This window comes from Rhizobium ecuadorense, assembly GCF_001187535.1.
Classification (GTDB): domain Bacteria; phylum Pseudomonadota; class Alphaproteobacteria; order Rhizobiales; family Rhizobiaceae; genus Rhizobium; species Rhizobium ecuadorense.
The window spans coordinates 79,185-93,903 of record NZ_LFIO01000947.1; the positions used below are offsets into that span (position 1 = coordinate 79,185).

At 56.3% G+C, this 14,719-nt stretch carries 12 protein-coding genes and 1 pseudogene; 9 read left to right on the top strand and 4 right to left on the bottom strand.

Annotated features, from left to right (window positions below):
* Positions 1–20: 20 nt before the first annotated feature.
* Positions 21–1,982, bottom strand: a complete 1,962-nt coding sequence (locus tag AF337_RS17075; RefSeq protein ID WP_049733026.1) for an elongation factor G — start codon at positions 1,980–1,982, stop codon at positions 21–23.
* Positions 1,983–2,159: 177 nt separating this feature from the next.
* Between AF337_RS17075 and AF337_RS44470 the strand changes: the two genes are divergently transcribed.
* The 4 genes from AF337_RS44470 to AF337_RS17085 all read left to right on the top strand — a co-directional run bounded on the left by AF337_RS44470 (position 2,160) and on the right by AF337_RS17085 (position 5,536).
* The gene (locus AF337_RS44470) at positions 2,160–2,441 is read left to right on the top strand and encodes a hypothetical protein (RefSeq protein WP_152971112.1); all 282 of its coding nucleotides are present in this window, start codon (positions 2,160–2,162) and stop codon (positions 2,439–2,441) included.
* A gap of 18 nt (positions 2,442–2,459) precedes the next feature.
* Positions 2,460–3,848 carry a hypothetical protein gene (locus AF337_RS17080; RefSeq protein ID WP_049732988.1) on the top strand — a complete coding sequence of 463 codons (1,389 nt, stop codon included), beginning with the start codon at positions 2,460–2,462 and terminating at the stop codon, positions 3,846–3,848.
* Between the two features lie 156 nt (positions 3,849–4,004).
* On the top strand, positions 4,005–4,151 hold the full coding sequence (locus AF337_RS43290; RefSeq protein WP_160320323.1) for a hypothetical protein: 147 nt from the start codon (positions 4,005–4,007) through the stop codon (positions 4,149–4,151).
* An 8-nt stretch (positions 4,152–4,159) separates the two neighbouring features.
* On the top strand, positions 4,160–5,536 hold the full coding sequence (locus AF337_RS17085) for an anti-phage deoxyguanosine triphosphatase (RefSeq protein WP_082336827.1): 1,377 nt from the start codon (positions 4,160–4,162) through the stop codon (positions 5,534–5,536).
* Between the two features lie 21 nt (positions 5,537–5,557).
* Here the strand turns inward: AF337_RS17085 and dut are convergent, their stop codons facing one another.
* Complete coding sequence (dut, locus tag AF337_RS17090) at positions 5,558–5,992, bottom strand: dUTP diphosphatase (RefSeq protein ID WP_049732989.1); 435 nt, start codon at positions 5,990–5,992, stop codon at positions 5,558–5,560.
* Positions 5,993–6,145: 153 nt separating this feature from the next.
* On the opposite strand from dut, the gene AF337_RS17095 reads away from it, so the two are divergent.
* From AF337_RS17095 to AF337_RS17115, 5 genes and pseudogenes are all read left to right on the top strand, one after another.
* Positions 6,146–7,030 (top strand): phosphoribosyltransferase-like protein, encoded by an 885-nt coding sequence (locus AF337_RS17095; RefSeq protein ID WP_049732990.1) that lies wholly within the window; start codon positions 6,146–6,148, stop codon positions 7,028–7,030.
* Positions 7,027–8,895, top strand: coding sequence for an ORC-CDC6 family AAA ATPase (locus AF337_RS17100; RefSeq protein WP_049732991.1), 1,869 nt, complete (start codon positions 7,027–7,029; stop codon positions 8,893–8,895). Before AF337_RS17095 ends, AF337_RS17100 begins: the two co-directional genes overlap by 4 nt.
* On the top strand, positions 8,892–9,830 hold the full coding sequence (locus AF337_RS42330) for a hypothetical protein (protein WP_049732992.1): 939 nt from the start codon (positions 8,892–8,894) through the stop codon (positions 9,828–9,830). Before AF337_RS17100 ends, AF337_RS42330 begins: the two co-directional genes overlap by 4 nt.
* Positions 9,757–10,845, top strand: coding sequence for a methyltransferase (locus AF337_RS40570; protein ID WP_160320324.1), 1,089 nt, complete (start codon positions 9,757–9,759; stop codon positions 10,843–10,845). Before AF337_RS42330 ends, AF337_RS40570 begins: the two co-directional genes overlap by 74 nt.
* Before the next feature lie 407 nt (positions 10,846–11,252).
* Positions 11,253–11,550 (top strand): annotated as a pseudogene (locus tag AF337_RS17115) (hypothetical protein).
* 99 nt (positions 11,551–11,649) lie between these two features.
* Here AF337_RS17115 and melA read toward each other — a convergent pair.
* Both melA and AF337_RS17125 read right to left on the bottom strand, forming a co-directional pair.
* Positions 11,650–13,020, bottom strand: a complete 1,371-nt coding sequence (melA, locus tag AF337_RS17120; RefSeq protein WP_049732994.1) for an alpha-glucosidase/alpha-galactosidase — start codon at positions 13,018–13,020, stop codon at positions 11,650–11,652.
* A gap of 22 nt (positions 13,021–13,042) precedes the next feature.
* Positions 13,043–14,710, bottom strand: a complete 1,668-nt coding sequence (locus tag AF337_RS17125) for an ABC transporter ATP-binding protein (protein ID WP_049732995.1) — start codon at positions 14,708–14,710, stop codon at positions 13,043–13,045.
* Between the last annotated feature and the right edge of the window lie 9 nt (positions 14,711–14,719).

The following is a 14,719-nucleotide window of genomic DNA, read 5'->3' on the forward strand; positions in this document are numbered from 1 at the left end:
TGAGCAGTGGCGCAAACGTTTCAGTGTGCGGCGCCTGATTTCTCCTTTGCCCTCACAATGGCGTCCGCTTCCTTGCCGTATAGTTCCTCGAAGTGATCGAAGGTCTTGGAAAAATAACCAATGCCCTGCGTCGCCGAGCGCAGCGACCGCGCCAGATCGTCAAGTGCGCCGCCCGGAACGAGCGCCCGGAAGATGTCCCATCCCTTGGCGGTTTCATCGCGGTCGAAGCCGAGAACCTGGCCGTTGAGACCGGCAACGATCTGGACAAGGCTGCCTGAATAGACCGACGGGATGTGGAACTCGCTGCGGAAGACCGGCTGCATCAACACGCTCGATCCTTCGGCAAGCGCCTGTCGCACCCCCATTTTCGACGCGGTCCGGAAGGCGTGTTCCGAACTGTCGACGGCATGGTGCTGGCCATCTTGCAGCGTTACGCCGACATCGATGACCTCGAAGCCTAGCGGTCCTTTCTCCATCGCTTCGCGCGCGCCCGCTTCGACGGCGGGGAAGTAATTGCGCGGAACGGCGCCGCCCTTGACGGTTTCGCCAAAGGTGAAGCCCTGGCCGCGCTCGTTGGGGTGAATGCTCAACTTGACATCCGCGAATTGCCCGGCACCGCCGGTCTGTTTGCGATGGCGGTAATGAACCTCCGATGGTTTGGCGATCGTCTCGCGGTAGATTGGGCTGGGCGTTCGGTCGGTCACGGAGATGTGAAAGACATCCGCCAGCGTTCGGCAGAGATCACGCAGATGCACCGGCCCTTGCGCGCGGACGAGTTGAGCGCCCGTGCCTTCCTCCTGCAAGACTTTCAGGCCGCGATCCGTCTCGGAAAGTTTCGCCAGCGTTTCGGAAAGCTTGTTTTCATCGCGCTCGCTGCCCGGAACCAGTATCCTCTCAAGCATCGGCGTCGGTGGTTCCGTCCACTCAGGCGGGGCGACCACCGCGCCGGCGGTCAACAGCGAAGGGACGGACAGATGGTCGGACTTGACGGTCGCGAAGACATCCCCGGGTGCCGGCAGAACCGCCGCATTGGACCGCCCGTTTGCAAGACTTTGGACGGCGCCGAGGCTGGAGCCGCCGAGCGATGCGCCTTGCCGCAGTCCCTCGCCAAGGGCGCGCACCAGCACCGTCTTGCCGACATTCTGGCGATGATAGGCATGGAAACTCACGGCCGCCAGCTTGCCTTCATCGACAGTTCCCGTCTCAGCGAGACGCTGCCTGAGAATCCCGACCGGCGGCGCCTCGTGGCGCAGCGCCTTCATCAGCCGCATCATGCCGTTACCGTGGCTTGCAGCACCGATCAGGACCGGGATAATTCTGTTTTCCCTGAGAACCCGTGATGAAATGGCATAGAGCGCGTCGCTGGATGGCTCGCGGTCCTCGATCAGTTCCTCGAGAAGCCAGTCATCGAATTCGGACAGGTGTTCCAGGAGCTCGGTGCGCGCTTCGTGCTCGCGTTCGGCGGTGCTTTCGGGGATTGCGATCAACGCCGAAGGCTGGCCTTCCCGGTAGCGCCACGCCCGCTCCGAAATCAGATCGCAACTGCCGATGATCCTGTCCCCCTCGCGGATCGGGATCTGGCGAAGCAGAAGGGTGTGGCCGGCGTAGTCTTGAAGCGCGGCGATCACGTCCCTCAGCCGCCCTCTCGGTTCGTCCATCCGGTTGACGAAGAGGATGCAAGGCGTCCCCGAGGCTTCGATTATCCTGAGATAGGGGGCGGCGAGCACAGCCTCCTCGGGTGCCGATGAAACGCACAATATGCAGGCGTCGCTGGCAAGAAGCGCGTGCTGCGCATGCGCCAACGCTTCGTTGGGTCCTGGCGCATCCAGTGCACACCACGCCTCGTTTCCGAAGGTGAACTCTGTGAGGTTCAATCCATAAGGGGAGCTGGATTTTCTCGGCGTCCCCTCCAGCGAGCCGAGCTTTTCCACGACTGTCGATTTTCCGGTCTGCGAGGGTCCAAGCACGGTAAAGCAACGCATCAGCATTCCTCCAACTGCCATAAACACAAATTTCAGCCATCATAGGATGCCCTGAACCGCCGCAAGGCGCCAGAGGTGTTCGGTTTCACAACGCTTTGAGCTGGACTTGCATCTATCGTCGAGTGCTCTGGGGGCCGAAGCGTTCTTTTCGCCCGCTCATGCGATGCTGGATGGATTATGAAAAGCGCGGTCATCGGTCCAAGCTACTTTAACGACTATGACCGGGTGAAAACTTCCAGGATAATTGGAGTTGGTCCCCTGATGGGAATCGAACCTGAGATGCGTCTTGAGCACAAGCCAGAAATTTCAAAAACGGTATCCGGTATGCCGCTCAGCGGAGTGGAAAGGCGAATTTGTTGGGGACTGATCTCAAGTTCCCCACTATATATCCGGATTGTCATTTGCCACCGGCGTATCGTTTGTGGAATGCTGCGTGAAAAGAACGTGTTTAATGCGTAGACCAGAAGGCGGGCAGCGTTGACGGGAATACCAGCCAGCGGCGAAGACGTCATTCCGGGTTTTCGTAAGGACCAGAAGCTCGATCGTCTCGCAGAGCGCTTCAATGTCGCTCAATTTATAAGCTTTGGCCCGGGCGTTGATGGCCCAGTCCAGCAGTACGCCCGCTTATCCGACATTCCGCCAAATCCGACATTCACGTCCGTTGATGAGGGTATGGAGGCTCTGTTCGCTCGCAGCGCCGAGGGAACAGTCAACATCCGGAGCTTCAGCGAAGCCGATTCCCAGAGCCGAGAGTTTATTTACGCTCTTTCGACACTCGATGACGCCGTATCAGCGATCCGCCGAATATCATCCGAGGGTGCGTACACCATAGCCAACGAAACCATTGACGTTTCCGACGGCGGCGTCTCGGGGGTTGCCATGGACGGCCTGGTAGAGTTCCGGCCTGACGCGACCCCACGTGGCGTCGAAGCTCCCGGCTTCGCCAGTCTGCCCCTCGACTGGGCTACGTCCCTGTTCAAAACGGTATACGGCATTGATGCCTCCTTGGAGGCGGCGCGGCATGCTCGTGTGGAGTTCAGTCTTCACCCCGTAAGACGGGGTTGGCGGCAAAGCCATCTTATCTTCTGGGAGTATGGCGAAGTCGACCATTTTGATCGTAGCGCTGACGTGGCGTGGCCAAATGACTTCAGCCGTATGATTGGTGATAAAGCATACGGTCTCCTGATCGCCGACTTGATCGGCGTTCCAGTTCCGAAGACGACTGTAATAGGTCGGAGGGTCGCACCTTTTTCCTTTGGGAGGGATACTGGCTCTGCTGAGCAGTGGATACGTACGAGCCCAATCGTCCAGGTGCCAGGTAAATTCACGACGGCTAAAGGTTGGCTCGATCCGTTTAAGTTGGTTCAGGACGAGGACTCCGACGGAACGGCTTTGGCGTCGATCCTTTCGCAGCGCTCAGTAACAGCGGTTTACTCCGGTGCTGCGATTGAAGGAGCGGACGGTGAGTTCATCGTTGAGGGCGCGGCGGGTTCTGGTGAAGGGTTCATGCTCGGAACGACTGCGCCGCAGGTCATGCCTGAAGATGTGATCACGAAAGTTTCCCAAGTTCGCCAACAGCTTAACGCTCAGCTTGGGAGTGTTCGGTTCGAGTGGGTGTTCGACGGCGCTCAGGTTTGGATAGTCCAACTTCACACCGGAGCCAGCCAATCTGCTGGCCGCGCCATTGTGCCTGGTGATGCTGAACAATGGGTGACATTCAACGTTTATCAAGGCTTGGAGGCCCTGCGAGACCTTATTCGCACTCTTCCGGCTAATACCGGCATTCAATTGGACGGTGCCGTGGGAAGGACCAGTCACATCGCGGATGTCGTTCGCAAAGCCCATGTGCCAACAAGGTTGCTCTGAGTGGCTGTCTTCGTCGCCACATCCAATTCGCGAAAAGTGATTTGCAATTTCTCGCGATTTGCAAGAAAACGTGAACGAAACGTAAACAAATGCGTTGTAAGCTCTAAGCAAGGCTCATTTGATGAGTCTTGCAAACCGCCCCAAGGAGGATTCGAAATGACTTATGCTGCAGTACTGGAAGCCAGACAAATTGCTGACACCAAAGTTGAGACACTTCGCGCGGCTGTCAGGCTGAGCGAGGAGCGTGCGAAAGCAGCGGCCTCCGACGCTCAGAAAAAAGCCTCCGAAGGCAAGAAGGACTAACATATACGATGATGTATTCTGCTGGCGACTATGAGCGTCCGGTTCCAACTTCGGATACTGAAAATACTGAATGGCGCCCGCCCTTCATCCGCGACTACGGTCGGATTATTCACAGTGCAAGCTTTAGACGCCAGCAAGGGAAGACTCAGGTCTTTCCTGGTCATGAATCAGATTTCTTCAGAAACAGGCTGACCCACTCGCTGGAGGTCGCCCAGATCGCTGAAGGCATCGCAGACCGTCTTAATGTCGTTTACAAAGAGGTTCTAGAGAAAAACCCGATCAGTAGCAGACTATGTGCTGCTGCGGGTCTGGTCCACGACATCGGCCATCCCCCGTTTGGTCACAACGGGGAGCGGGCGCTCGACGATAAGATGAAAAAGTATGGAGGGTTCGAAGGGAACGCTCAAACGCTTCGTATTCTTAGCCGCCTGGACAAGAAGGCGCTTTATAAGGATGAGGTTGCGGGTGACAATAGAGCAGGGATGAACCTCTGCTATCGAACTCTTGCTGCTATCTTAAAATACGACAGGGTAATCCCCCTCGAACGAGAAGAGGGGTCGAAACTCACGAAGGGCTATTACCTATCTGAGAAGCCGATAGTTGATCGCATCAAAGAGAAGGTGCTCAGAGGGAAGAGCGGCCCTCCGGAAGGCGAATTCAAGACAATCGAATGCGCGATCATGGATATCGCAGATGATATCGCCTACTCGGTTTACGATCTTGAAGACAGTCTCAAAGCCGGATTCCTTACGCCTGCAACGATCCTAGCAACGGATGACAAGCGTCTCGACGACGTGGCTGCCGATGTAACAAATCAAATGGGGCGGCCTGTCGATCGGGGCGAGGTCATGTCGGTATTCGTTGACCTGTTCAAGGGCATGATCCCTGAAGTGTCCGAAGACCATGCCAGCGCAGTCGTGAATTTCGCGAAGGCTGTTCAGGGGTCGCATGAGCTGAGTTCGAACGGTTATACCCGAACGAAGCTGTCTTCTCAGCTCGTCCACGAATTCATAAACGGCGTCGAGTTCAAATTCGATCCAAATCGACCAGCCCTTTCTAAGGTGTGGCTTAAGCCGGAAATCAAGCTGAAGGTCGAGGTTCTCAAGCAATATACCTACAAGTCCATCATCTATTCGCCGCGAGTGAAGCTCGGGGAGTTCCGGGGAACTCAGCTAGTTAAAGAAATATTTGAAGCGCTCGCAGGAGATAAGGGCGAACTCCTGATGCCCGATGACGTCCGCGAGAGGTTTCTGGTTTCCGAAGACAAGGGACATAGGGCACGCACGATTTGCGATTTCGTCGCCGGAATGACGGATCGCTACGCAATGGAGTTTTGGGCACGACTGAAGTCTGATGGCGCAGAAAGTATGTTTAAGGACATATAGACCGGGCGTGGCTTCCAGGAACTAGTTACTTCCTGTCGAACCGAAGCCGCCTGATCCTCGATCCGATTGGGGTAGCTGGTCTCCGAAGCGCATCGTTACTTGGGGCGCTGGAGCTATAACTAGCTGCGCTATCCTCATGCCGACTTCGATGTGAAAAGTCTCCCTTCCGAAATTGATAAGTAGCACTTGAATCTCGCCACGATAGTCGGCGTCGATCGTGCCAGGTGTGTTCAGGACCGTCACGCCATTCCGTGCAGCATATCCCGAGCGAGGCCGGACCTGACCCTCCCAGCCCGGCGGGATCTCAACAGCAAGTCCGGTCGGGATGATCGCATAGTCGCCCGGGGAAATCGAAGAAGCGGTAATCGCCGCCAAGTCCATTCCTGCGGCGCCGGGAGTTGCGTACGAGGGCAACCGAGCGTCTGGATGAAGTCGTTGAAAGATTATCTCGGTCATTGGAATTCCTTTCGCTGCCGATAGGAAGGGAATGATACCCCAACGGAAATGCTTGGGAAATCGGCGGCGCCTACCTTGAAAGCGTACAACTTACCTGCGAGTGTCCGGACAGTTTAACGGGCGACTCTCCACCGGCTACTGGCAAGAATACGCATGTCTTCAGAAAGTTCACTGATATTCGAAAAAGAGAAAAAGTTCAGGGAGTTTCATATTTGGCCTTTCTCGTCAGAACTCGACGTTCGCCAGTGGCTCAGCAATTTTGAGGATCAGCACCTCGAATTTGCATTGAGGCTGCTCGACGCATTTAATTACGTTGCCGATCCGCTTATCAACGCCATGCTTGCCGGAGCGATGCAGCGCTTGGTTACCCACGCGTCAGGGGCTTCGTTGACTTCTGGCCCCGGTTTTTTCAGTGAATCCATCTTCGTGCTTGTGCAGGGCGAGCAGCCCAGCGCCTCCGACAGTGGCTATATATATGCAAGGAAGTTGCGAGATAAGCTCGGGGTTGAAGAAAAGAGGATCAAGGATCCCGCGAGCGCATTGAAAGCTATTAACCAGTTTCGAAATGTCGTGTTCGTCGATGATTTTATCGGGTCTGGGCAGCAGATGCTGCATACGTGGCATGGCAAACACGAGATCGCCCCCGGACAGATAAATTCATTTCAGGATGTAAACGCACTTGGGGGCCACAGGTTTTACTATTGTGCTACGGTCTGCAGCGCTGTCGGGCACTCGAACTTAGGTCAATTTCTGCCGGACCTGCGGTTATTCGCAGCAAACGTGCTTCGCGAGGAAGACAGTCTCATCTACCCTGGCCGCCCTATCTGGCGGGGTCGATATGACGAGAGCATGGCCTTGCTAAAGCACTACTCCGAGAAAGCTGGTTATCAGGCGGAGAATGGTGGCGAAAATGACTGGCGGGGCTTTCACCGACAAGGCCTGGGATTGGCTTACTGGCACGGGGTGCCTGATGCCACGTTGCCGGTGTTCCGATCAACGCGAAACAACTGGAAACCGCTGGTAAGGACCAAAGGATGAGTGACTCCTCGGGAAAGACGGAAGAGCTGAGAGAGTTGTTCGGAAGTTTTCGCGCGGAATGGCTGCGGGAGCGGCTTTTCTCGCTATTCAATGAACCAGAATACTTCCCATCTCTCAAAGATCGCCGTCCTTGCGTCCTCATGGGAGGCAGGGGAACAGGAAAGACCACTGTGCTCCGTTGCATGTCTTACCAGGGACAGGCGGCACTAAGCGGAATTCGAAAGGAAAACCGTCAAAGCTCATACATTGGGCTCTACCATCGCGTGAACAGCAACCGTGTTACCGCGTTTCAGGGGCCGGAGTTGTCTGAGCTCGAATGGCGTAAGCTCTTCGCGCACTACATGAACCTGCTCATCGCCGAGATGATCTTTGAATACCTCGACTGGTTCGCTGTCAACCGGGGGAAAAATGTCGACCTTCCTTCCGCCGCTTGCGCTCGGATCGCTAAAGCGTTTGGTGTCGGAAGGGTTGCTACACGAGAGGAACTGGCCGAGGAGGTGGCAACAGCGAAACAGGCTTTGGAGCTCTACGTCAATAATCTTGATGGCGAGCCGCCGCAGCTGTCGATGCTTCAGGCTCCTATCGACGATCTGACGAATGAGCTCTCGAAGATCGATGAACTGGATCAGCCGTTCTTCTATATCCTTCTGGACGAGTACGAGAACTTCCTCGACTACCAACAGATTGTCGTGAACACGCTTATCAAGCACTCAAGCGTCAACTACGTATTTAAGGTCGGTGTCCGAGAACTAGGGTGGCGTATGCGATCCACGCTGAATGGCACCGAGCAATTAATCCATCCGGCCGATTACGAGTTGATCCATATTGAACGGCGCCTTAGTGCAAACTTCACCCAGTTTGCGCGGGATGTATGTGAGGCGCGGCTGAGAGAGTGGTCGTCGCGGACCAACAGCCCGCACCTATCCCTCGATGACTTACTGTTGGATTTGCCCTACGAGAAGGAAGCCGAACTTCTCGGTGTATCCGATCGGATTCAGCAAATCAGGCGACGTCTCCAGGGCGAAGACGACGCTGCCGTCCTGCTCAAGATCGAAGACTTTCCGATCTATGTATTCTGGTCGCTGGATGACAAGAATTACGATAAGACACTGAAGAGTGTGAGAGAGTACGCCGCAGGCAGTACATATCAAAAGGACAGATTTAGCAACTATAAATATGCGATGCTGTTTACGATCGCCTCAAATGGCGCGAAACTATCGAAATATTACTGTGGAAATCGGGTTTTCTCGACCATCTCTCGTAACAATATCAGATTTTATCTTCATCTCGTTTCTGCGGCGATTGATTTTCATCAGGCGCGGGGGCGAAATTTGGGCGAGCCAATCTCCCCAGCTGACCAGACGTTGGCAGCCCGGGAAGTTGGTTTGCAGTATCTAACTGAGCTTGAGGGCGTTACGGTTCAGGGCGTCCAGCTCGTCAAATTGATCCTTGGCTTCGGCAGGTTGTTCCAAATACTTTCCCGGAACCCGTTAGGAAAAGCTCCTGAGACGATGGAGTTCTCCATTAAGAAAAAGGGCGCATCCGGGACTGCAGAGCCCGTTAGGCAGTTGATAACAAACGCGGTGATGCATCTAGCACTTGTTCGTTCAGAGGGGACAAAGCTTGCGACGGAGGCGGATATCAAAGAGTGGGATTACTCGCTCCATCCGATCTTCGCCCCGTATTTCAATTTTTCGCATCGTCGGAAGCGTAAACTCGACATAAGCGAGAAGGAGTTCCTTGGCATGGTCGAGGCGCCCCAAGAAACCATCAAGTTTCTTCTCAAGGAAAAAGCTTCCCTGATCGACGATGAGCCGCCGCAGCAATTACAGTTGTTCAACGAATATTATGCCGGTGCAAAATGATTGCGCCGCTACCAATCGAAGTGACCGCCAGCGCTGCTGAGTTTGTACCGCCAAGCGGCGGCGTATTGATCCACGGAACGCTAGAGGAGCGCAGCCTTGTCCCCGATCCATGGCGAGCCGTCGCAGGGCTCGAATTTGTAGAGATTTTCGAGAGTGACCATCTAAGTTCATTCCGGGTTGGATCGCTAGGCGGGGCCGAAATCACATTGCGGCGTCGGGGCGCCATCACGGGGTTCCTGGATCAATTCGAAGGTCGCCAGCTGTTGATCGACTATACCGGCCTCAGTCATCACGTATGGATGCCCTTATTGAAGGTGGGACTCGAATCCGGTTTCGATATGAAGCTGATCTATTCTGAGCCAGCGGCTTACCAGTTCGTTTCTAACCCTCGTCTCAGTGATTTTTTCGATTTGAGCGAGAAAATACGGGGCATAAGTCCTATTCCCACTTTTTCGAAGCTGTCAGATCCTCGAAGCAAGGCGCCCGTCCTTATTCCTCTGCTTGGATTTGAAGGTACGCGGTTCAAGCACGTAATCGAGACCCTTCAGCCCGAGGGACAGGACATATTCCCCATCATTGGCATCCCTGGTTTCCAGCTTGATTTCCCATTTCACAGCTATCGCGGCAACGCTGATGCACTTAGTTTCAATAGGGCTTGGGAGAATGTGCGTTTCTCTGATGCGGCTTGTCCGTTTACGCTCTACGGCACTCTTTCAGATATTAAGCACGCTAGAGCTGCCAACTTTTTGCAGATATCCCCAATCGGAACCAAGCCACACGCTTTGGGCGCGGCTCTTTTCGCGATCTTGAATCCAGAAACTGAACTGGTTTATGACCATCCCGTGCGCAAGAAACAGCGGAGTGCCGGTGCTGGAAGATGCCATATCTACAACGTCAGTGAGTTCGTCCGTCGGAAAAAAGCGGCCGGAGCTTGATAAGTTCTACACACCGAGCGTCCTCGCCGATGAGCTGGTGAACTTAGCGACTGTCAACCCTACGTCCGTGGCGGATTTCGCAGCTGGTACCGGCAACTTGCTCGCCGCCGCACTCAAAAAATGGCCAAATGCGTTGCTATATGCGAACGACGTTGATGCCGATGCGATCAGACAGGCCGGCGAACGCCTCCCACTGGCTGAGGCGTGGAGCGCCGATTTTCTCTCGTCACGTTTCCACGCACACAATGCTAGCGAAGTACAGGGTTGGTCCATAATCTTACTAAATCCTCCTTTCTCTCAGCGGGAGGCACCTGTTCATGTTCCACTGGGGCGCCACTCCGGACTTCGTTGTAGTCGATCGATGGCGTTCGTAATGACCGCTGTTCAATACTTATCTGCCGACGGACAACTGCTCGCAATCCTCCCGAGTTCAACGTTACTAAACAAGATCGACCAGACCGCGAGAGCGGTGCTGCAGTCGAACTACTTGGTCGAAGTTGTGCGGGAACCCGCGTATGGTCTATTTGAAGGTGCCGATGTTTCCACGTATTTTCTACGGATTTCTGCACGTGATCGGCCAGCTTTCCTTTCTGAAACTCGAAAGGGCGATCTGCAATCTTGGAAGATTACCAGAGGCAATATCTCAATCGCTCGAGCTCACCGCCGGAACGCACGAACTTGTGGCTGGGTGCATACAACAGGTTTGAATAAAGGAGGAATATCACATCGATATGAGTTTCCCGCCGAAGCTTACGGAAAGATCGCACCAGCGGGATCGATACTGCTTCCTAGAGTGGGACGCTTTGGTGTCGACAAAATCGTACTGGTGGACCGCGATCACGGGGAGCATATATCGGATTGTATATTCGCAATTGGACATTCCACACGGGATCCTGAATTCATAGTCGATCTTCTCAAGTCTAATTTCTCACAATTACAGACCTTTTACGGGGGCACCGGTGCGCCTTACATAACGCGAGATAGGCTATACGCCTTCCTCGCCGAAATGCCGTAAGCATATTCCTGCGCGGTGTCCGACTGGGTTTAGCCGACATTAATGATATCTGCCGTTATTTCCGCCACTCATGATGTTTTGCGGCAGCGGCTTCTAACAACCGATAAGTAAAGCTTATCGAAACCCAGATAATCCATGAAGTAAACTTCTGCAGATTTCAATGATTGGAACAATAAACGGAAGATGGAAGGGTTTCTCGATTATACATAAAAGGAGATAACATACTGTTTGTTTACTCCCGTAGGAATTCTCAACCTTCGTGGCCGTGAGCGGGCACATACTGGCGGACAAGCCTTCACGGTGGGCATGGTTCTGCACCCTCAAAGAGTAGAAGCTCGCTTTCTCCGCCAGACGAGGGCCCCACAAAGTTTGAGTTGACCACCTCCGACGAAAAGGGAGGAAAATCGATGGATGACCCAGATCGCTGGCGCCAGATGGCAAGCGCACCGAAGGACGGCAGCCGGATTCTGGTGACGATCCGCGCGTCCGAGCAGGGGCCGGCGGAAGTTGACCTTGCCTATTGGTCGCATGGCGATCAATTCGCAGGAGAAGGCTGGCGCCTCGGATTCCTCGCCTAGGCACATTATCGAATATGCCGAGCCGGAGCTGAAGTGTTGGATGCCGATGCCGTCCGCCAATCGCACCTCGATGCCTTCGCCCTGGGAAGGCGACGACGACGAGCAACTCGATGGATCGGGGATTTAGCGTTTCCGGCAATTGATGCCGACAGGCATCCCCATGCAAAAGCCCCGCGGTCGTTGCCACACCGCGGGGCTCTTTAACGCCTAACCCGGGAGAAAAAGGTCAGGCGGCTTGAACTTTTCGGCTGGCGCGGGCCCATTCCGGCAGCCAGTTGCCGTGGGTGGCGAGCAGGTCGTCGACCAGCGACCAGATCTGGTCGAGGTCGAGTTCGGCGGCCGTGTGCGGGTCCATCATCGCGGCGTGGTAGATGTGTTCGCGATTTTCGGTCATCAGCGCCTGCACCGTCAGTTCCTGCACATTGATATTGGTGCGGATCAGCGCCGTCAGCTGTGGCGGCAGGTCGCCGATGAAGGTCGGCTGGATGCCGGAGGCGTCGACCAGGCAGGGCACTTCGGCAGCGCAATTCTCCGGCAGCGAGGTGATGCAGCCATTGTTGCGGACATTGCCGTAAATGACAGAGGGTTCGCCGGTCCAGACCGAGTTGATGATCGAGGAGGCATATTCCTTCGAGGGCGTCACCTCGATCTTGTCGGCGCTGCGATAGGCCTCCGCCTGGCCCTTCCAGCGCTCGATCTGCTCGATGCAGCGTTTCGGATATTCATCGAGCGGAATGCCGAATTTCTCGATCAGGTCGTCGCGGCCCTCCTTGATGAAATAGGGCGTGTATTCGGCGAAATGCTCCGAGCTTTCGGTGACGAAATAGCCGAGCCGCGTCAGCATCTCGTAGCGCACCTTGTTCGGGCAGCGCGGGTTCCAGCCGGGCTTCGGCGCCCTGCCCTCACGATAGGCGCGCAAGAGATCGGGATAGAGATTGCGGTAGGAACCGTCGGCCTGGCGATGCTCGAATTTGAGATAGAAGGCCATGTGGTTGATGCCGGCGGCGCGGTAGCGGATTTCCTCGTAGGGAATGTCGAGGTCATGGGCCAGCTCCATCGCCGTGCCCTGCACCGAATGGCAGAGGCCGACCTGGCGAATCGTCGGGTATTTCTCGGCGATCGCCCAGGTGTTGATCGCCATCGGGTTGACATATTGCAGCATGATCGCCTCGGGGCAGACGGCGAGCATGTCCTCGCAGATCTTCCAGAGATGCGGCACGGTGCGCAAGCCGCGCATGATGCCGCCGACGCCGAGCGTATCGGCAATCGTCTGGCGCAGGCCGTATTTCTTCGGCACCTCGAAATCGGTGACGGTGCAGGGCTCATAGCCGCCGATCTGGAAGGCAACGACGACGAAATCGGCGCCGGCAAGCGCCTTGCGCTGGTCGGAATAGGTCTCGGCCTTGGCCTTGACGCCAAGCGTCGAGATCAGCTTGTTGACGACGACGGCGCTTTCCTCGAGCCGCTGCGGATTGAGATCCATCAGCGCGATCGTCGCGCCCGACAGCGCCGGGCGCTGCAACACGTCGCCGACGATGTTCTTCATGAAAACGGTGGAGCCAGCTCCGATGAATGTGATCTTGGGATTTGCTGCCATTATAACCTCCGGCATTCGATAGTCATGCTACCTCGAAAGCGGCTTTGACGAGCCGTTCGGTGTAAGCGGTCTTGGGATGGGTGAGAACCTCGTTGACAGGCCCCTCTTCGACGATCTTGCCATGCTGCATGACGATGACGCGGTGGCAAAGCGCCCGGACGACCTTGAGGTCGTGGGAGATGAAGAGGTAGCTCAAGCCCCGCTCGTCCTGCAGCTTACGTAAGAGTTCGATGATCTGGGCCTGGACGGAAAGGTCGAGCGCGGATGTCGGCTCGTCGAGCAGGATGAATTCCGGCTCGAGCGCGATGGCGCGGGCAATGGCGATGCGCTGGCGCTGGCCGCCGGAAAATTCATGCGGGAAACGCGACAGGATATTGCCGGGCATGCCGGCCGAGATCAGCGCCTCGCGCACCCGGTCCTGCCGTTCTGCCCTGGTCGCGCCCAGCCGGTTCACGACGAGGCCTTCCTCGATGATCTGGCCGATCGTCATGCGCGGGTTGAGCGAAGAGAACGGGTCCTGGAACACCACCTGCATGCGGGCCCGCAATGGCCGCATCTCGGCGCGGGAAAGCCCGTGGATCGGCTGATGGTCGAAATGGATCTCGCCACTGTCAGGCGTGTTCAGCCGCAGGATTGCCTGGCCGAAGGTCGTCTTGCCGGAGCCGGATTCGCCGACGAGGCCGAGCGTCTCGTGACGGCGCAGCGTCAGATCGAGGCTGTCGACGGCGACAAGCTCGCGCATCGCCGGCTTCAGGAAGGTGCCGTGGCGCAGCATGAAGGCGACGCGCACGCCCTTGGCATCGAGAATGACATCCGATCCCTCCGGCAGCGGATTGGCCTCGCCGCGCGGCTCGGAGGCAAGCAGATGCCTGGTATAGGCGTGCTGCGGATTGGCAAACAGCGCTTCGGTGGTGTTGTGCTCGCGCACCTCGCCATGCTGCATCACATAGACGTAATCGGAAAACTGCCGCACCACCGTCAGGTCGTGGGTGATGAGGATGACGGCCATCCCCATTTCCTTCTGCAGGTTGCGGATCAGGTTGAGGATCTGCGCCTGCACGGTGACATCGAGCGCCGTCGTCGGCTCGTCGGCGATCAGCACATCGGGATCGTTGGCAAGCGCCATGGCGATCATCACCCGCTGGCGCTGGCCGCCGGAAAGCTGATGCGGATATTGCCGCAGCCGCGCCGCCGGATCGGGGATCTGCACATGTTCGAGCAGTTCGAGCGCCCGCTTCTGCGCATCGCTCTTGCTGATCCGGCGATGGACGCGGATCGCCTCGACGATCTGGCTGCCGATCGTGTAGATCGGGTTCAGCGAGCTCATCGGCTCCTGGAAGATCATCGAGATGCGGTCGCCGCGCAGCTTGCGCCGCGCCCGCTCGGAGAATTTCAGGATATTGCTGCCGTCATAGGCAACCGTCGATTTCTCGGAAACGACGGCGCGCTTCGACAACAGCCCCATCACCGTGCGTGCGGTTACCGATTTGCCGGAACCGGATTCGCCGACGATGGCGATGGTTTCGCCGCGATAGAGCTGGAAGGAGACGTCCTTGACGGCTTCGACCATGCCGTCCTCGACCTTGAAATTCACCGCCACATTGCGGGCGTCGATAACAGGCGTGTCCGAGCGGCCGTCATGATCGTGGCGGACAAGCGGGGCGAAGGAATTGACCAGGGAAAGAGCCATATCAATCAC